The 19,673-nt window shown below is 31.8% G+C and carries 16 protein-coding genes and 1 pseudogene; 11 read left to right on the top strand and 6 right to left on the bottom strand.

What is annotated here, in order from left to right; translation table 11 throughout:
- The first annotated feature begins 154 nt into the window (after window positions 1–154).
- Window positions 155–955: an EFR1 family ferrodoxin gene (locus tag EV214_RS12635; RefSeq protein WP_132246338.1), complete on the top strand. Its 801-nt coding sequence runs from the start codon at window positions 155–157 to the stop codon at window positions 953–955.
- Window positions 956–1,153: 198 nt separating this feature from the next.
- On the opposite strand, the gene EV214_RS12640 is transcribed toward EV214_RS12635, so the two are convergent.
- Entirely contained in the window at window positions 1,154–1,993 is an 840-nt protein-coding gene (locus tag EV214_RS12640; protein WP_132246340.1) for a helix-turn-helix transcriptional regulator, read from the bottom strand.
- A gap of 212 nt (window positions 1,994–2,205) precedes the next feature.
- Between EV214_RS12640 and EV214_RS19155 the strand changes: the two are divergent.
- The 3 genes and pseudogenes from EV214_RS19155 to htpG form a co-directional block, all read left to right on the top strand.
- A pseudogene (locus EV214_RS19155) lies at window positions 2,206–2,456 on the top strand (transposase); the annotation flags it as partial.
- A 795-nt stretch (window positions 2,457–3,251) separates the two neighbouring features.
- Window positions 3,252–4,997, top strand: coding sequence for a methyl-accepting chemotaxis protein (locus EV214_RS12655; protein WP_165916363.1), 1,746 nt, complete (start codon window positions 3,252–3,254; stop codon window positions 4,995–4,997).
- A gap of 487 nt (window positions 4,998–5,484) precedes the next feature.
- Window positions 5,485–7,365, top strand: a complete 1,881-nt coding sequence (gene htpG, locus EV214_RS12660) for a molecular chaperone HtpG (protein WP_132246346.1) — start codon at window positions 5,485–5,487, stop codon at window positions 7,363–7,365.
- A 198-nt stretch (window positions 7,366–7,563) separates the two neighbouring features.
- Here htpG and EV214_RS12665 read toward each other — a convergent pair whose 3' ends face one another.
- The gene (locus tag EV214_RS12665) at window positions 7,564–8,796 is read right to left on the bottom strand and encodes an LL-diaminopimelate aminotransferase (RefSeq protein WP_243116657.1); all 1,233 of its coding nucleotides are present in this window, start codon (window positions 8,794–8,796) and stop codon (window positions 7,564–7,566) included.
- Between the two features lie 211 nt (window positions 8,797–9,007).
- Between EV214_RS12665 and EV214_RS12670 the strand changes: the two genes are divergently transcribed.
- From EV214_RS12670 to EV214_RS12680, 3 genes are all read left to right on the top strand, one after another.
- Window positions 9,008–9,271: a hypothetical protein gene (locus EV214_RS12670; RefSeq protein ID WP_207669689.1), complete on the top strand. Its 264-nt coding sequence runs from the start codon at window positions 9,008–9,010 to the stop codon at window positions 9,269–9,271.
- A 239-nt stretch (window positions 9,272–9,510) separates the two neighbouring features.
- The gene (locus tag EV214_RS12675) at window positions 9,511–9,756 is read left to right on the top strand and encodes a hypothetical protein (protein ID WP_132246348.1); all 246 of its coding nucleotides are present in this window, start codon (window positions 9,511–9,513) and stop codon (window positions 9,754–9,756) included.
- 282 nt (window positions 9,757–10,038) lie between these two features.
- Window positions 10,039–10,287: a hypothetical protein gene (locus EV214_RS12680; protein WP_132246350.1), complete on the top strand. Its 249-nt coding sequence runs from the start codon at window positions 10,039–10,041 to the stop codon at window positions 10,285–10,287.
- Between the two features lie 100 nt (window positions 10,288–10,387).
- Here the strand turns inward: EV214_RS12680 and EV214_RS12685 are convergent, their stop codons facing one another.
- The 3 genes from EV214_RS12685 to EV214_RS12695 form a co-directional block, all read right to left on the bottom strand.
- Window positions 10,388–11,350 carry a hypothetical protein gene (locus EV214_RS12685; RefSeq protein ID WP_132246352.1) on the bottom strand — a complete coding sequence of 321 codons (963 nt, stop codon included), beginning with the start codon at window positions 11,348–11,350 and terminating at the stop codon, window positions 10,388–10,390.
- Window positions 11,351–11,362: 12 nt separating this feature from the next.
- The gene (locus EV214_RS12690) at window positions 11,363–13,426 is read right to left on the bottom strand and encodes a DEAD/DEAH box helicase (protein WP_132246354.1); all 2,064 of its coding nucleotides are present in this window, start codon (window positions 13,424–13,426) and stop codon (window positions 11,363–11,365) included.
- A 241-nt stretch (window positions 13,427–13,667) separates the two neighbouring features.
- The gene (locus EV214_RS12695; RefSeq protein ID WP_132246356.1) at window positions 13,668–14,081 is read right to left on the bottom strand and encodes an ABC transporter permease; all 414 of its coding nucleotides are present in this window, start codon (window positions 14,079–14,081) and stop codon (window positions 13,668–13,670) included.
- A 199-nt stretch (window positions 14,082–14,280) separates the two neighbouring features.
- On the opposite strand from EV214_RS12695, the gene EV214_RS12700 reads away from it, so the two are divergent.
- On the top strand, window positions 14,281–14,742 hold the full coding sequence (locus tag EV214_RS12700) for a hypothetical protein (protein WP_132246358.1): 462 nt from the start codon (window positions 14,281–14,283) through the stop codon (window positions 14,740–14,742).
- A gap of 123 nt (window positions 14,743–14,865) precedes the next feature.
- Here EV214_RS12700 and EV214_RS12705 read toward each other — a convergent pair whose 3' ends face one another.
- Window positions 14,866–16,311, bottom strand: coding sequence for a recombinase family protein (locus EV214_RS12705; protein WP_132246360.1), 1,446 nt, complete (start codon window positions 16,309–16,311; stop codon window positions 14,866–14,868).
- A 193-nt stretch (window positions 16,312–16,504) separates the two neighbouring features.
- Between EV214_RS12705 and EV214_RS12710 the strand changes: the two genes are divergently transcribed.
- The 3 genes from EV214_RS12710 (at window position 16,505) to EV214_RS12720 (ending at window position 19,651) form a co-directional block, all read left to right on the top strand.
- Window positions 16,505–17,233 (top strand): LytR/AlgR family response regulator transcription factor, encoded by a 729-nt coding sequence (locus EV214_RS12710; RefSeq protein WP_132246362.1) that lies wholly within the window; start codon window positions 16,505–16,507, stop codon window positions 17,231–17,233.
- 1 nt (window position 17,234) lies between these two features.
- On the top strand, window positions 17,235–18,575 hold the full coding sequence (locus EV214_RS12715; RefSeq protein ID WP_132246364.1) for a sensor histidine kinase: 1,341 nt from the start codon (window positions 17,235–17,237) through the stop codon (window positions 18,573–18,575).
- Window positions 18,576–18,661: 86 nt separating this feature from the next.
- Window positions 18,662–19,651 carry a CPBP family intramembrane glutamic endopeptidase gene (locus tag EV214_RS12720; RefSeq protein ID WP_132246366.1) on the top strand — a complete coding sequence of 330 codons (990 nt, stop codon included), beginning with the start codon at window positions 18,662–18,664 and terminating at the stop codon, window positions 19,649–19,651.
- Window positions 19,652–19,673 lie beyond the last annotated feature (22 nt).

The raw sequence follows: 19,673 nt of genomic DNA on the forward strand, positions 1-19,673 counted from the left end.
GAAAATTATGCTGTTTTGAAGAAGGATAATTTGAGAATCTACAATAGCTATTATAATTTATACCAGTATAAATCCCATACTGGTACTATTATAATACTTGTGTTATTATTTTGGTAGGATATGTAAATAAAAATAGAATGATGGAGGGTAGCTTATGAAAATAAAATCACTAAAATTGGTTTATTTTTCACCTACGGGTACAACAAAAAAGATTACTCAAGGCATTGCACGAGGAATCAACCAAATCAATGTGGACCTAATAGATATTACTAAGCCGAATGTAAGAAAACAACGACTACAAACATTGGAAAATGAATTGCTGGTTGTGGCAATTCCGGTTTATATGGGAAGAGTTCCTGCACTTTTAATGGAGTGGCTGCATGCGCTTAAAGCCAATAATACACCTACTGTAGGTATCGTCGTTTATGGTAACCGTGCATATGAAGATGCACTACTTGAACTAAAAAATGTTTTGATAAAATGTGGATGTAAACTTATTGCTGGTGCAGCATTTGTTGGAGAACACTCCTTTTCCAGTTCCGAATTGCCAAGTTCTGAAGGCCGTCCTGACGCAAGTGATTTGAATCATGCAGAATTATTTGGACGTAAAGTAAATGAAAAACTATTATCTATTTTATCAATTGATCACATTTCTGATATAAATGTACCGGGTTGCTATCCCTATGGAGGCGTTACGGAACTGTGGAAAGTTGATTTTATTGCAGTTAGTGACAGGTGCTCACAATGCGGAATTTGTATAGAAGGATGTCCTGTTGGTGCTATTGATTCAGAAAATAGTAATTTGATTGATAAGGAAAAGTGCATCTTGTGTTGTGCTTGTATTAAGAACTGCCCCCAAAAGGCAAGAACAATGAAACCAGGCCTTATGAAAGATGCTGCAATAAGAGCACATGAAAGATTTAAAGAGCGAAAGGAACCAATATTCTTTTTCTAAGCTGTAAACAAAAAAACACAACAAACTTAAACCTGCCGAGATCAATGGGTAGATTGCCTTGAGCGATGTGAGAGGTTTGGCTAAGCGACGGATTTCTATTGAAACCGTCGTTATTTTATGCCATCTGGGAAATCAAAAGAGATAAACTTCGAGGGGACGTTGGTAGTGCCTCTATCACTCTCCTATTTTTCCTTAACATTAATGGTCTAACAAGGATTTTATTTTTTTAGCAGTATCTGTTCCAGGTAATGGGACATGTACAATTAATTTTAGCGCCATATTGTTCGACACATCAAAGTTATTTACTTCAAACTCTAATCTTCCCGCAGTGGGATGATTCAAAAGTTTGTATTTTTCACTGCTGCTCTCGACATCATGTAAAGGCCACCATGAATTGAATTCTGTACTCTGTATTTTTAAATCATTTACAAATTGAGCAAGCCAAGAGTCTTCTATGTATTGCCCGCAGCTTGAACGAAAAGAACCTAATAAACGTTTTGCGTACAAATTCCAATCAGAAAATAGCTGTTTGTATTTAATATCTGTAAACATAGCCCAAACGATATTTCTTTCTCGGGCATTCATTTCTTCAAAATCTCCAAAAAGTAAACAGGATTCTTTATTCCAAGCAATAACATTCCAACGCTGATCGGTAATAAGTGACGGGCAAAGAACTAAACTATCCAAAACATGTTGAAGCGAAGGGGTTACTACACTCTGATGTTTTGGAACATCAGCTGAAAGAGACTGATTTGCTAAAAAATAAAGGTGTTTGCGCTCGTGTTTATCAAGTAATAAAACTCTTGATAAGCTTTCTAAAACTGATGAAGAAACATGAATCGGTCTACCCTGTTCAAGCCACGTATACCACGTCAGTCCAATTCCAGCCAATTGTGCAACTTCTTCTCTTCTCAACCCAGGAGTCCTTCGGCGGGACATTGATGGAAGTCCCACTTGCGAAGGTAAAATTTTTGATCTGCGGGTTTTTAAGAAATCAGCCAACTCTTTATATCGATAATTTTCATTACTTAATGTCATAATTAAACCTGCCTATTATAAAATATACTATGATACTTTTACTTCTATTACTATTATAAAATTTGATTTATAATAAAGCAAGTTAGAAATAGTAATTGAAAATATTAAACCCCCAGCTATGCTGGGGAGAATAGAGTAAAACAGTAGTGTTACTTCGGTTAATAAAAAGCCTCCTATAGTAAAATGATACGGGTGTCGCAAGCCAATATCACATTGTATTTATTCCAAGGTACAGACGCAAAGTAATATTTGGACAGGTAAAATCAGATATCAGGGAGATATTGAAAAAACTATGTGAGTATAAAAAGGTTGAAATAATAGAAGGCGCAATATGTAAGGATCACATACTGTTGGATATGTAAAAGGAAAAAGCGCATTAATGATATTCGACAAACATCCAAATCAAAGTAGTAAATGGAACAGAACTTTTTGGGCAAGAGGTTATTATGTGTCAACAGTAGGAAATATCACTGAAGATGCAAGAGCCTCTTTTAGAGGCAGATGGTAGTAGTGCTTGTGATGCCCACCTTTTAAGGTGTGCAAGTAATAAAGCCCTTATAGGGCTAGTATCAAACCACCACTTGAAGTGGTGGTTGCTGACTAAAACTGCGCCTGCTAGATTGCTGCACTTTTGACCTTCTACATCATCAATCAGTCTCATTATAGTACTTACCACTTCATCAGAATTATATTGTTCATCTCCATTAGGCATCGTAGATGACCATGGGGTTAATAAAGCATCATCTGGGGAAGCATTAGGATAATCTTCTTGTAGGTACTCACGAAAAGATTGGTAGGATGTCTTTCTTGGTTTACCCAGTGGAAATATTCTACTTTCACTTGTGGTGATGATTGCGGTTGCAGTAGTGTGTATCAGTGTATCGATTCGCTTTTTTAGATGGGAATAATGCGATAAAAATGAAGGCATTTATCAATTCTTTTGTTCTGTTTTACAGAGATATTCTTCAACGTTGGAGATAGCGCAGTGATAAGGGTTCATGAATAGGTAGTTATAAAAAAGGGGGGGCGTTTTGAAGGAAAGAGAACAATTAGACAAACAAATAGAATAAATAACATAGATATGCATACTTTTAATGCATTGGCCCAGAAGATAAGATTCTTGAGCCAACGTATTTTGTTTTTGCGTTGAAGCGTGGGATGAACTTTGAAAAGCTATAAAAAAGAAGGAAAAAAGTAGAATGATGTAGAATGTTAGGACATACACAAAATGTATAGAATACAAGAGGGGGCAACGAATATGATGAAAAATATAAAAACAAAGCTTATTATTTATTTTTGTGTATTGACTCTTATTACTACTTCAATGATAAGTTTATTAGGATACAGTAAAAGTTTAAATGGAATGAAGAAAATAGAAAATTTGCTTTTAACAAAGAAATTAAATGGAGATATTTCATCGGCGACCATTTACTTTGAGAATTATTTTGGAAAAGTTGAATACGGAAATGGCGCATTGATAGATGAAAATGGACAAAGTATTGAAGAACAAAATAAAATGGTGGATGCTATTTTGAATGATTTAGGAGATGTGGCTACTGTATTTGTTAAAAGTGGGGATGACTTTAAAAGAATTACTACAAATATTTTAAATGAGGATGGAAAAAGAGCGGTAGGTACTTATTTAGGGAAAGAGAGCCGTGCTTATAGCGACATCGTACAAGGAAAACAATATACTGGAGAAGCTGAGATTTTAGGCAAATCGTATTTAACAGTATATAAACCCATACAGGATAAGGCAGGTGAAATAATTGGAATACTATTTGTAGGTATTTCTAAAGAAACATCTTATCGGTTCATTAGTGCTTATTTAAATGAATTAAGAAATACTTTTATATTCATAACGATATTAGGAATAATAATAGGAGCTATCGTTGCTTATATCATAGCGAAAAGGATAGCAGTTCCGATTATAAATCTATCTAAAATTATGAAAAGACTATCAAACTATGATTTATCTTTCGATGAAAATAGTGAAGCAATAAAATATCTAGAAAGAAAAGATGAGATAGGAATTATAACAAGAGAATTAGTAATTATACAAAAAAAATTAATTTATCTGATCAAAAATGTTTCTGATATATCTCAACAGGTGGCTTGTTCCTCAGAAGAATTGACAACAACAAGTCAGCAACTATCAACAGCAGCAGAGGAAGTAGCGCAAACTATCGAAGAAATAGCAAGCGGTGCTAGTGATCAAGCAAATAGTACAGAAGAGGGCGCTCAACATATTAGTGAGTTAGGTAAATTAATAGAAAAAGATCAGGACTTTGTACAAGTCTTAAATATTTCCACAAGTGAAGTTGATAGATTAAAGAATGATGGATTTAAGATCGTAAAGGATCTTGTAGAAAAGACAAATGAAAGTGATGCGACAGCTAAGGGAATATATGAAGTGATTATAAATACCAATGAGAGTGCAGAAAAAATAGAAAATGCCAGCCAAATGATTAGAAATATAGCAGAGCAAACTAATCTGTTAGCATTGAATGCAGCCATAGAAGCAGCTAGGGCAGGAGAATCAGGTAGGGGATTTGCTGTTGTAGCAGAAGAAATAAGGAAACTAGCAGAACAGTCTCATGAATTTACAAAAGAAATTGAGAATATTATTGTAGATCTGACAAGCAAGAGTAGAGATGGTGTTGATAAAATAAAAGAAGTGAGAGAAATCGTAAGTTCTCAGACAGAAAGTGTAAAAATGACAAATGAAACATTTAAAGGAATCGATGATGCAATTGAAAATATGAAAAAAGTCATCAGAAATATTAATGGATCAGGAAAGGAAATGGAAACCAAAAAAGATGGAATCATTACGATTATAGAGAATCTTTCAGCCATATCAGAAGAAAATGCAGCTGGAACAGAAGAAGCTTCAGCATCTGTACAAGAACAAACAGCAGCTATGGAGGAAATTGCAAATGCTAGCGAATTATTATCAAGGCTAGCAGAAGAAATGCAGAAAAATATAAGTAAGTTCAAGTATTAAAATCAAAGAGCTTATGCTAGGTAGTTTCAAATATTTTATCTTATATATAGTAAATTTAGTTTAGAGATATAAAAAAAGTGTGAATTTTTACATTTACACTTTTTGTTTTCACAAAAAGTTAGCGTACCCTCTAAATTTTACCTGTTTTAAATAAATATCCTTATTAAAAAGAATATTTATTTAAAGTACTCTGAAACAAAACTTTTGTCATGAGATAAAAAGAAGTAAGAAATTTTAGAATGATATAGAGAAAGAATAGCGAAAATGTAAAAAAGGTATTGACAAATGATAAAAAAAGGTATATTTTAAAATTAAAATTAGCACTCACTCACATAGAGTGCTAACAAAAAAAGATTGTATTAAATAGGCTATAGAATTATGAGAAGTATGGTTTTTTTTTGCTAAGATTAAGGTTTATGATTTAAGTATATTTTTAATACGATAATCTATTTATCGTGTAGTTTTTATTATGAGAGGAGAGATTGATTTGGAAACCAAACAGTTTAAAGCAGAATCTAAGAGATTGATGGATATGATGATTAATTCAATCTATACCCACAAGGAGATTTTTTTAAGAGAACTCATTTCAAATGCGAGTGATGCAATGGATAAGATTTATTATAAGGCATTAACAGATGATGCATTACGTTTCGACAAAGATGATTACTATATTAAAATATCTGCTGATCAAGAAAATAGAATATTGAAGATTTCTGATACAGGGATGGGTATGACGAAAGAGGAACTTGATGATAACCTTGGTGTTATAGCAAAGAGTGGATCTTTAGCATTCAAAAAAGAAAATGAGATAAAAGATGGATATGATATTATTGGTCAGTTTGGTGTAGGTTTCTATTCTGCATTTATGGTAGCGGATACGGTTAGCGTGATCAGTAAAGCTTTTGGGAGTGATGAAGCGTACAAGTGGGAATCTAATGGTGTAGAGGGGTATACCATTGAACCATGTGAAAAAGAAGGTACTGGTACAGAGATTATACTTAAAATAAAAGAAAATACAGAAGATGAAAAATTTGATGATTATCTTGAAGAATACAGATTAAAATCTATTATAAAGAAATATTCTGATTTCATTAGATACCCTATCAAAATGGATATATATGAAAAAAAATTAAAAGAAGGCAGTGAAGAAGAATACGAAGAATACATAGAGGAACAGATTGTAAATAGCATGGTACCTATATGGAAAAAAAATAAAAACGAACTGAAGAAGGAAGAGTATGAGGCGTTTTATGGGGAAAAGCACTATGGTTTTGACAAACCAATCAAACATATTCATATCAAAGTGGATGGTGCTGTGAGCTATAATGCAATTTTATTTATTCCAGAAAAAATGCCATATGATTTTTATACAAAAGAATATGAAAAGGGATTAGAACTATATGCCAATGGTGTTTTGATTATGAATAAGTGTTCCGAACTATTGCCTGATTATTTTGGTTTTGTAAAAGGAATTGTAGATTCAGAAGATCTATCACTAAATATATCGAGAGAAATGTTACAGCATGATAGACAGTTAAAGCTTATTGCCAAAAACATCAAAAATAAAATTAAAAGTGAACTGAGTAACCTATTAAAAAATGAAAGAGATCAGTATGAAACATTCTACGAATCTTTTGGAAGACAACTGAAGTATGGTATCTATAGTGATTTTGGAAGCAATAAAGATATGTTACAAGACTTATTAATGTTTTATTCGTCAAAAGAGAAAAAGTTGGTTACGCTAGATGAATATGTATCTAGAATGCCAGAAGATCAAAAATATATTTATTATGCAGCAGGTCAATCCAATGAAAGAATTGAAAAACTACCACAAACAGAACTTGTAGCAGATAAAGGATATGAAATTTTATATTTTACAGATGAGGTAGATGAGTTTGCGATAAGAATGATCATGACCTATAAAGAAAAGGAATTTAAATCTGTATCAAGTGGTGATTTAGGCATAGAAGTAGAAGAAAATGAAAGTGATGCTAGCTTAAATAATGAAACCAATAAAGAATTGTTTGAAGCGATGAAAAATATTTTAGCAGATAAGATTAAAGATGTTAGAGCATCAAAAAGATTAAAAAATCATCCTGTATGTCTATCAAATGATGGTGAACTTACTATCGAAATGGAAAAAATATTAAATGCGATGCCGAACAATCAAAATATGAAAGCAGATAAAGTTTTAGAAATAAACATGCATCATGATGTGTTTCAATCATTAAAAGAAGCTTTTGAAAAAGATAAAGACAAATTGAATCTATATACAAATTTATTATATAATCAAGCACTACTGATTGAAGGATTACCGATTACAGATCCTGCAGCATTTACAAATGATATGTGCAAAATAATGAAATAGAGAAATACCACTTTTAAGCTGTAATTGGCTTGAAAGTGGTGTGATTAGCGCTTATACAGCACGGTTTTGTAGGGATTTCATATTGTAAGGACAAGGATGATTTTTATATTAACTATCGAATGATTATCAGAAATGACTAAAAAAATAAACGAACAATAAAAGACTAGGACTATTTCTAGTCTTTTTATATAAAGATTTTTAGAATATCAATTGAAGCTTTAATAACCTTTCTTTCAATTCATGGATGATTCTTTTTTCTTCTTCGTAATCTTTTGCTTCAAAGGTAACTGAAAGTCTTACATAAGGCTCTGGTGTATTCCATGGAACCGTACAAGTAAAGGCTTCATTTAGTAGATACAGTGAAAAATCTTTAGCATCTTTAAATACTTTCCCTGATTTGGCTCCCTTTGGAATGGGTAAATAACAATAAAAAGTAGCTTTGGGTTTTTCTACATCAAAACCAACTTCTTTTAAAGCTTCAATTAATAAATCGAATCTTCTTGAATAGCGTATACAGTTTTCAGTTGTAATCTCAGGATGATTGAGTGCATAAATACCAGATTTTTGGATAGCCCGAAATTGACCTGAATCTGAATTGGCTTTTACAGTCCCGTATATACTGATTGCTTCAGGATTTCCCGCAATAAAAGCAATCCGCCATCCGGTCATATTAAAAGCTTTCGATAAAGAATGAATTTCAACACCCACTTCTTTTGCCCCATCAATAGATAAGAAACTTAAGGGTGCTACCCCATCAAAAGTAGTTGTTGCATAGGTAGAATCAGCGACAACAATAATTTTGTGTTTATGGGCAAAATCAACGACCTTTTTATAAAAATCCTTTGTAGCAATCTGACTGGTAGGGTTATTGGGATAATTGATATATAAAAGCTTGGATCGATACAATATGATATTTGGGATATTAGAAAAATCAGGATAGAAATCATTTTCCTTAATTAAAGGCAAGCCATAGACTACTCCGCCTAAATACTTTGTATGGGTAGCGATGATTGGATAACTTGGAAGTGTTGTAAGGGTAATATCACCTGGATTGATAAAACATAAAGGTAGTGTGGCTAAAATGGATTTTGCACCAACACCGTGCAGAATTTCTTTGTAAGGGTCAATATGATCTACACCATAAACATCCATTAGATACTTGGCAGCAGCTTCTTGAAATTCAGGAATCCCATTGTCCGCGTAGCACCTGTTTTCAGGTTTTGCTGCTTCAGCTGAAAGAACTTCTACAATGCTTGAATGGGCAGGTAGATCTGGCTCCCCTATACCCATGTCGATCAATTCTGCATCCGGGTGTTTTTTTAATACATCTTCCTTAGCTTTTTTTATTTTTATAAATTTGTAATCTTCCTTAGCGATATCAAAACTATGATCCCTAAATCGATCAGCAATCATATCATGAATGAAATGCAATGTGAGCGCCTCCTTTTATAAAGATTTTTCAGATAACGATTATCCATATAGCACATTTTATTCTAAATAAAAAAAAGTGTTCATGATGCTGCATTCTTAGATAATAAACATCAAAAGGATTTATGTAACAATTATTTTACTAAAAGCATATAGTAATTATGAAACATAAATTTTATTGAGGAGGGACAGGTATGCGATTAGGAAGGACGTATTGCCTATTGGTACATGGGTTGCAGGGACAATGCTTGCGTATGGCAATCCTGTTAATGGGTTTGGAAAAGGTGTAGAATTTTTATGGAATGCGTTAGGAGATCCTTGGTCAGCAAGAATCGTACTGACGAGTTTAACATTAGGTGGGTTGGTAGGCATTATGCGCGTTGGTGGAGGAATAGAAGCGATGATTCTATGGATTACAAAAAGAATCAAATCGGCATGCAGTTTGATGATTTGGAAATCATCCTCTAAAATATGCTAAAAGCATTCTAATATTTGAATACTCATACAAAGATCTACGAATGTACAAAAGAAGTGTAAAATAAATGACTCTATGTTGCTTGTAATTTTAAGACTTGGTAATATAAAGTGATTTTTTTTGTGCCTTCCATATGAGAAATATTTAAACTATGAAATTATCTGAATAAGAAGGAAATTCTGAATGTTTGAAGAATATATAAGTTAATTTGAAATATAAGAGGAAGATAAGGGGGATAAAAAATGGAAAAGTTCTATTATTGTAAAGACTGTAGAAGAATAGAAAAGGATGATACAAAATGTGGTTTTTGCAGTAGTGAAAAGATGAAACTTTTAAAGGTGGGAGATCCAGTAAATATTATGGGTACAAAGCAAAAGGGAAAGATATTTAATATAAAAGAAGATGAAGCGAATTTGCTCATCATCAATGGCGCAAAAGAAAAATTGATAAAAAGATATAAGTACGAAGAAATTCAAAAGATTTTATAATTACATAGATAGGAAAGATTATTATTCTAAAAGAGGATGTAGAGAAATACATCTTCTTTATTTTTTCTTGAATTATTTTTACGACTATCTTATTACTGGAAATAGGTGTAAAAAAAAGTATGACTATAAGCCGCGATGTGATTTCCAGAAATAAAATTTTAAATGCTAGTATTTTAAAGTCTAGCTATTTAAATGGGTATAAAGAGGTTGCTTTTATAGGGATTGTTTTTTGCATTTTTCTATATTTTATAAACATGAGGCGGTTTTCATAGCATAAACTGTTTGCAAAAAAATGATTGTATCAATAGACTAAAAAAACAATTAATGCAAACCTTCATCATAAGTATCTTGTGTATGGGTATGCTTGTATTTTATCATGAAGTACTATTAGCAGCGTATCCATCTATGATGATAGGTGCTTTGCTTGTCGTGATGATCCAATATGAAATACTAAATGGTTATGATGAGAATATCAAAAATGTTTCAATGAGATTATTAGAACAGCTAGAAAATATTACTCCCAATCAGTGAGAAAAAAATTGGGAGTGACCATAATATCCTCTTATTTTATTGAGATTTTTCTAGTATAAATTAATTTCCATAGAAATAACAGATAGAGTATGTACATTTACTAAATGTTAGAGGGTACCTTATAAAAAGACTTTATCACTGGATTATAGTGAAGTGTTTTTTTCTCTACAATCCCTTGAAATTTCAAGTTTATATGGTATTCTATTAATGGTATAAAATATATTACAGCATTATCAAGGGCTATATCTATATCTACAGTGTATTTGGATTCCATTTCTTTTTTTTGTCTTAGTCTTTCTAATTTAAGTGCTTCAGCTTTTGAAATAAGCTCAGATTTTCTTTTGTCAGTGACACCTTTTCGTTCAAGTTTTTTTGAATTTTCTATTTCAAGTTCATTATAATACTCATCTATTCTTTGAAGTTCTTTACTAAATTCAATTTTGTCTACCATAACATTAGAATATTCTTCTGCTTCTATTTTTACATATGAATAAGCATTTTCAAAAGCTTCAAAAACACTGTGCTGTTCGGGAATGGGATAGTTCGTAGTTAGATTTTTTTCGTGGAATATTAAATTTTTATTCTCTTGTATTTTTGTATCTATCGCTCCATTTTGCAGATTGATCCAAATATCCTTGAGTTCTTCTGTTCTTTCATGTGCAGTATATCCTATCTTATAATTAAAACATACCCATCTTCCCATTATTTCTTTTTGTTGTAGAATTTCTAATTGAGATTTATCCATATCTAAGAATTTTTTTATTTTATCTTCGGCTTTTAATAAAGAAAGTCTATCTATTACTGCATAGCGAATAGTGCTTATAGATTTTTCATGGGCTATGGTTGTTAATTGTTCAAGCGTATAACTTCCAAAGGTAATAAATTCAGCTTTCGGGTTTTCTTGCGCTACTTCAAAGTCAAAAGCTAAAAGCATTTCAGTTTTACCATTAAAATAATGACTGTATTCATCTGGGAGCATTACATAACAAAGCGCATATTCTAACAGGTCAACCACGCCATGCATAGCTTCAATTGTATCTATTACAAAATGTTGAAGTTTCATTATTATTCACCCCTATAGATCATCTGATTTAAATGAATTACCAAATAGTTTATCATCTAAGTCCTTCATTTTTACATATTTTCGTTTATTATCTAAAAGCTGTTCACCAAGCTTTTCTATTTCTTCATTCATGATAGTCATATCTTTTGAATTAACCCATGTACTCATAATAATTTCTGAAAATTCAGCATTCTCTTCGATATCCCCTAAAATCATATCTACTTCTCCAACTACTAATTCAAACATATTAATTTTTTTATCTAATAACTCAAGAATATAGTGTTCAACAGTATTTTGAGCAGCAAGATTGTATACAAAAACATCTCTCGTTTGACCTACACGATGAATTCTTCCTATTCTTTGCTCAATAGCCATAGGGTTCCAAGGTAAGTCATAATTAATCATAGCATTACAAAATTGGAGGTTACGGCCCTCTCCACCAGCTTCAGTACATACAAAAATTTGTGCCTTTTCTTTAAAGTATGTTACTTGCGTTTCCTTTTCTTTTCTCTTAAGACTACCATGAAATTCAGCTACAAGGAAACCAGTTTTTTTAAGATAATCTACTAGAAATTTTTGAGTAGCTTTGTATTTAGTAAATATAAGAACCTTGTCATTAACTTCGTTTATGATTTTAAGAACTTGATTGATCTTAGAATTAGAGTAGCTTTCATCAAGTAATAGATCATGAGCATTGTTTGAGAAATCTTTAAGAATTTGTTTATCATCTATACTAAGTTTTTCATGCTCAGCGTATTTGTTTAAAGTAGAAACAGCGCAGTGTATACTGCTTCCCATTTGCTCTTGTAATTTTTTTAGCATAAATTTAGTAAGCGTACCTGTTGTATCACTAAAATACTTTTCACGTATAAATGCACTTATATTATCATAAAGTTCTTGTTCTTTAAGTGGTAGATTTAAGCTGTATGTAATGGCACTTCTTTTGGTGAATTTTATATCAACGTCACTTCTTTTATTTCTAATCATAACGCCAGAGAGTAAGTTGCGAAGTTTATCAACATTTTTTGCTTCTATACCTTCTTTATCGTCCATAAAATTTTTTTTAAAATACGAATAAGTTTTAAGCTGACCAGGCTTTAAAAGAGTAATAAGGTTATATAGTTCTTCCAATTTGTTTTGCACTGGAGTAGCTGTTAGCAGGAAAATATATTTTTTCTGAAGGGTATTTACAAATTTCCAGGCAACTGTATTACGATTTTTAAGGTGATGTGCTTCATCTACAACTACAAGGTCATAGTGAATTTTGGATATTAAAGCACTATTACTTTGTCTCTTTGCAGTAGATATGGAGGCAATGACTTTATCATAATGATGCCAAGCTTCATCACCCATAGATTTGAATTTTGGATCATCAGCTCGAATAAAATCTAGGTTAAACTTTCTTTTCATTTCTGTATACCATTGTTCGACAAGCGATGGAGGTACGAGGATTAGAATTTTTCTAGTTAGACCGCGTGTGACATACTCCATCATAGTCATACCTGCTTCAACCGTTTTTCCTAAACCAACTTCATCACAAAAAAGAACTCTACCTTTAAATCTATTAATAGCTGCTTTAACCGTTTTTAATTGATAATCAAAGAGTTGGAGTTCTCTTAGATAGGGCAAACACATTAACTTGTCATCTTTAGTATTTAAACTGAATGATTGTGCTATATGATAAATATCAAACCATTTTTCATCGCCAGTTTTCATATTGTTTAGCGCATTTATTACTTCTTCTAGTCGTTCTTGGTTTTCAATATTTGTTTGGAATTGCTTAAAAAAAGTTGTGGATGATTTTTCGATATCATATACTTTGAACTTCTTTTCTTCTAGAGGTTCAATAAAGATATGTTCAGTAGAATATTTTTTAAAGAAACTTTTAATCCCTCTACCGTGAAGTAGTTTTTCAGATTTATTGATTTTAAAATTTTTTTCCTCATCTTTTTCGTTTGTAAATATTATTTGTTCATTATCTTCTATATTGTTGAAAATAGATAAAGATTTATCATCAAGTTCAATAGCGCTTAAATCTAATAAGTCTTTATTTAATTTAAATAAAAATTTATACATATACTTATGCTCACTTTCTAATTTTTTTGTATAATTAAGGCTAAATTATCCATATTGCTATTGTAGCCTATATTTCGATGTGTAAACAAGTTATTTTATAAATTATAGGATATACCTTTCATTAAGTTTTTACTAAGAAGGCTACAGTTTAATTGACAGTTACATCAAAACAATATAGAATAAATATTCGAAGAAAGAGAATGCAAAAAGCATTCTCTTTCTTCGAATATAAAAATTTATTTTATGATCTGCCTTTCATTAATCTTTTCTCTAAAATAGCTACGCATTGATACATAAGTGATGCAAGTATTGCCAATATGATCACACTTGTCATAACCAAATCAAGCTTAAATACTTGCCCACCATAAACGATCAAATAACCGATTCCTGCTTGAGATACCAAAAATTCTCCAACGATAACCCCCACCCAAGAAAGTCCTACATTAATTTTAAGCGCATTAATGATTGTAGGAATACTTGATGGAATGATCACATTTTGTAATACCTGCATCTTTGTTGCACCAAAGGTTTGAAGCATTTTTATTTTATCTTCATCAACTTCCCGAAATCCTCCGTATACACCTAAGATAGTAACAACGATAGATACGGTTATGGTTGTAGTGTTACGATGATGAAATGGAGTTAGAAGGTGTATATCGCGATAATTTTAATCAATATGGATAAAAGGTATTTTAAAAATATTACAAATACAGTATACTGATATTAATCTATAATTACAAAATTTGTAAAAATGTGGTGAACTAGGTATTTAAAACTTCGAATGCTCTTATATCAATGAAAATAAAAAAACTCTAAATATATAAGTGATAACAAGAATAGAGGGGATGAAAAGAATGGCAAAACGAAAAGATATAGAAATCAAAACAAAGTACTCAACATTACAAGAGCTGGTTAGTAACTGTAGGGATATTAAAAAGAAAACAATATATTCGACAAAAGGGTTGGGAAAAGCCCAAATAAGTGGGGAAGTATATGCTGATGGAAGATTTGAATTGAGTAGTACAAAAGATGGCGGTAGCTCATTTGAGTTTATTGGTAAAGCAGAAGAAAGAGAAGATGGTGTATATATGGTTGGAGAGATAAAGCCAAAGGGTTCTAGTGTTGGAATGGCCTATATGGTGGGTATAGTGGGAGTGATTTTAGGGCTTTTTTTGATGTTGATACTGATGTATAAAGGTGGTAAAAGTCAAGCATTAGTAATGGGACTTGCGTTTTTTCTTGCACCTGTATTAAACATATTACACCTTAAACGTAGTGATGCATTATACGAAGACATAATAAGAAAGGTAAGTTAACTCGTTGTGTTAGTTAAAAATTACAAATAAAAAAGCTCTAGTTATTATGTTAATCTATCATTGAAAACGACTAAATAATCAAGATAGGAGGGAAAATATATTGAGATTTTGTGTGGATAATATCTATAAGTTCTTATAATTCCACACAATCTCAACTCTATCAGTAACAACAATCTTCTTTATAAAATCTTTAAGAATAATTCTTTTCTCTTCAAAAGTTGCTTCATTCCATATGGGTTCAAAATTTCCTAACATCGATAAAACCTCATCCAAGGATACATGAAGTTGTTCTTCTTCAGACATTTCCTTTTCAAGGGCAGAAATTGTTTTTTCTAATTTTTTTCTATCTTGATATAGACTATCTATCCTATCAGAAATTTTTTGTGCTGGAATTTTGCCGTTTTGATATAGATCCATCAAGCGATCAATTTGCTTATCAACCTCACTAATTTGTTGTTCTAGTACGATCTTGTCTTCATGGAATGTAATAGCTTCTTTATTTTCTTCATATGTAGCGATTATTTTATCTTTATTAAGAGGGAGTTCAAGCAATTGTTTAATAACCATAGCATCTAATTTATTCATTTTCCAATACTTAGATGGACAATTAGGGTCTTTTACCATATGGAGTGGTCGTTTGGCTTTTGAATAGCATATGTAAAAATAGTATTTAGGACCACCTTTGCCTTTTGAAGACCAATTGGCTTTTAACCTAGCTCCGCAATATCCGCACCATAGCATTCCACCAAGTAAATATTTGCTTTTCTGCACTGTAGGATGTTTACTAGATTTCTTTTCGTGAAGAAGTTTTGCAATAGTATCGAATAATTCGGCACTAATGATAGCTTTATGATTGCCTGGGTAATATTCTCCATTATATTCTATGTATCCTGCATATGTTTTAAGGTTTAAGGCACGTCTTATTTGTGATCCAGTCCATTTTGCACCGCTATTTGTCTTAAGTCCTTTTTCATTCAATAGTGCAGCAATCTTATCTTGACCATATCCCTGGGTGTAAAGATGAAAAATTTCTTGTATTTGCATGGTTTCATAGGGATTTATGATGAGTTCATCATTTACAAAGTCATATCCAATAGGAATATTCCCACCACCACGCCATAAACCTTCTTTTGCTCTGCGTTCCTTACCAAGTTTACTTCTTTCGATGATGGTTTCTCTCTCAAGTTGAGCAAATACAGCTAAAATACCAAGCATAGCACGTCCGAAGGGGGTAGAGGTATCAAAGGATTCTAAGAGGCTTACAAAATCCACGTTGCTATTTAGCAATTTTTCTTCTACTAAGTATAAAACATCTCTTTGAGATCTAGAAAGTCGATCTAGCTTGTAGACGAGTACAATGTCGATGTCATTGAGATGGTCTAGAAGTTGATTGATTCCAGGTCTATCTAGATTTGTACCTGTATAACCATCATCTATATAAATGTCATAAATGCTCCAGTTCTTTGCTTTACAATAGGCTATTAATTTATCTTGTTGAGCCGCAATGGAATATCCTTCTTTGGCTTGTTCTTGTGTTGAAACACGTATATATATACTGGCCTTCTTCATAAAACCACCTCTATGTTAGTTATATATGTATAATGGTGATTAAAAAGAAGTTTTTGACTTGAGTTATCTTAAGCTATAGGATATGATAAAAAAGAAAATTTTTACGCTGCTATTAGAGCAGATGCCTTAAAGAAACACTACAAGGGTTAAAAATATTTATAGTATTGATTTTTCTTATTTGGAGGAATTGAATGTGAAAATAGCAGTTTGTGATGATGAAATAATATTTCAAAGACAACTTATGGCGTTTTTAAATGATTATTATAAAAGTTTGGATGTTGTTATTGAAACTTTTTCTTCTGGTGAAGAATTGTTGCAAGAATATAGGAGCGGACAATTTTATGATTTATTATTTTTGGACATTGAATTGGGTGGATTAGATGGAATTGCCACTGCCCAAAAAATAAGGGAATATGACAGTAAAGGAATGGTTGTATTTTTGACGAGCCATACTGAATTTGCAATGGAGGGATATGAAGTAAGTGCGATTCGGTTTTTGTCAAAACCAATAATGGAAACCAAATTATTAGAAACGTTAAGGGAGATCAATAATAGAATTCAACAAAGGAAAAAACTCATACTACATATTAATAGCGAAGATATAGTCATTGATTTAGAGAATATAATCTATATGGAATCAATGAGGAATGATGTTTACTTGTATGTGATGATGGGCAATAGAAAAGAAGAAAGGTTAGAAGAAATAAAGGTGCGTAAACGGATTACGGAATTGGATGAGGAACTTAATGAAAATCAGTTTTATCGGTGTCATAGAAGCTATATTATAAATTTAGATTATGTTATTTCTTACAATAAGAACAAGGTAAAGATGAAAATGGATAAGATGATTCCTGTAAGCAGAGGAAAAGAAAAAGAATTAAGGGATAAAATTATTTGTAATATTAGAAAAAGAGGAATTTAGTATGGAAATGATAAATGATATATATGAAAAGATATCATATCCGTTCACAGTTTTTGAAATATGTATGATATACAGATACATATATGGTTTTTCAATACAGAAAGTGAGAAAAGTTATACTGGCTGCCATATTGATGGTATTTGTACTCGGGTTATTTATGCCAAGTACAGAAAAGGGCACGGAATTGGCATTGACAGTAACTGTTTTTCTATGTATGGCTGTATTTTTCCTTTCTGTGCCTAAAAAAAGACTGAGACAGATGCTATGGATTTTTCCGAGTTTGGCGGCCGGTATTGTACCTGTATCCATGTTGTGGCTTTTCTTTCGAATTTTCATGAGTAATTCATCTGGTTTAGCAGATGTAAATCCATTCGATATTATAGGGGATATTTTTTTATTGGTGTTTTTGCTGATATTATATTATCTGGATAAAAAATATCATTTTACAAGATGTATAAAACGTAATGAACGATTTTCTATATGTATTACGTCTTTTTTTATAGTAACAGTTTCCTTGATCTTTGTTGAAGGGAATATTGTATCCGTCTTTGGAAAATACACATCCATTACAGTATTGGGTGTATGGATAGGATTGGCTTTATTGTTATGGATTATGATAAAGATGCTCATAAAAGGAACCTATGCACAATATTACATGGAAATAAATAAAAATAATGAGAAGATTATTGAGATGCAGATGCAGCATTTTGAAACATATAAGAAAACCCAAGAAGAAATACAAAAAATGCGTCATGATATGAAAAATCATTTAGCTTGCATGAAAATCCTACTGGATGCAGGTAAAGAAGAAGAATTAAAGGCTTATTTAGAGGAGATGATAGAAACGGTTTCTTGGTTATCACCCAATATTCAGACAAATATTGATATTGTTGATGCTATCATTGGTTCAAAATATCAAGAGGCGAAAGCATTTAATATATCTATACAAGTTGACGGAAAATTATCTTTTGCAACAAATGTTAAGGCGATTGATTGGTGCAAAATATTTGCCAATGCTATTGATAATGGAATGGAGGCATTAAGAAAACTTGAAGATAAAGAAAATAAAATCTTGACTATTACTATTGAAAAAAGCTCTAATTTTGTACTGATTCGGTTTGAAAATCAGTGCAAAAGTCAGGTGAAGATTGAAAACAGGAACGTGCATAGTCATAAGGAAGATCCAGAAAATCATGGCTTTGGGTTAGAAAATATTCGTAGTGCTGTTAAGAATTATAGTGGTGATATGAACCTTTTCTGCCAAGAGAAAAAGGGAGACTGGTATTTTATTACGGAAGTTTTAATTCCAACCCATGAAGCGTGCAATTCGTCACATAGATAATACGATTTATCCAAAAAACAGCAATATTAATTATTTTTTTGATAAGATACTTTCAAATAAATAATTAATATGAGGAGGAAAAGGCTGTGTATGAAAATGCAGTTATTCAAAAGATTGACAAGAAGCTATTTAAAAAGGACATAAATAAACTGGCGCGAACTTTAATTTGGTATACGGTGATGATGTTTGCAGTAATGTTCTTATATATAATTGGCCTCAGCTTTAAAATTTTTATAGAAAATATGGAAGATATGAATAAGGGGTATGAATATTTAGAATCGTGTGTCTTGAAAATGGAGAATAACGGAGTGATCTGTATTGTTGGAATCGCTATTGGGATGATTATAATTCTTTTATATCGTAAAAAGGAATTATTTATTCATGATTTAACTGTAGTTCATGGCGAAATGGATTCAAAAAAATTTCTTGAGTTGTTTGTCTGCTTTATGGCACCACAGATTATGTTTTTTGTGATAGGGCTCTTGGCTGAGAAAATTTTGAATGAATATGGTTACAGTATATTAGGAGATATAGAGACGGCTTCGTCAAGCAGTACCACAATCTCAATGTTTTTGTATACGTCATTTTTAGGACCCATTGCAGAGGAAATTGTTTTTAGGGGTGCAGTGCTCAGAAAACTGGAACCCTATGGAAAACTGTTTGCAATTATAATTTCAGCAGTATTGTTCGGTGCATTTCATGCGAATCTCATTCAAGGAATATTTGCTACTATGGTTGGTCTGATATTAGGATATGTGGCGATAGAGTATTCTATTAAGTGGTCAATCCTTATGCATATACTAAATAATTTCTTATTTAGTGATGTAATGGGATATTTACTGAAGAATATGAATGAGACATCTGGTAATATACTGTCTAATGTAGTGATGGGAGGGTTTTTCCTAGCTGCCTGCGTTATTTTGTTTAAGAATAGAATGAGCATAAAAGCATATATTGAACAGAATAAAACACAGAAAAAATTATATGCTTATCTGTTCATGTCTAGTTGGATGATAATATATCTGTTAGGAAATCTGATACTTGCAATTATGGGTATTGAAAAGATAACTGTATAATTGTGGTGTAAAGCAGAATAAG

This window comes from Marinisporobacter balticus (genome assembly GCF_004345705.1).
GTDB classification, from domain to species: domain Bacteria; phylum Bacillota; class Clostridia; order Peptostreptococcales; family Thermotaleaceae; genus Marinisporobacter; species Marinisporobacter balticus.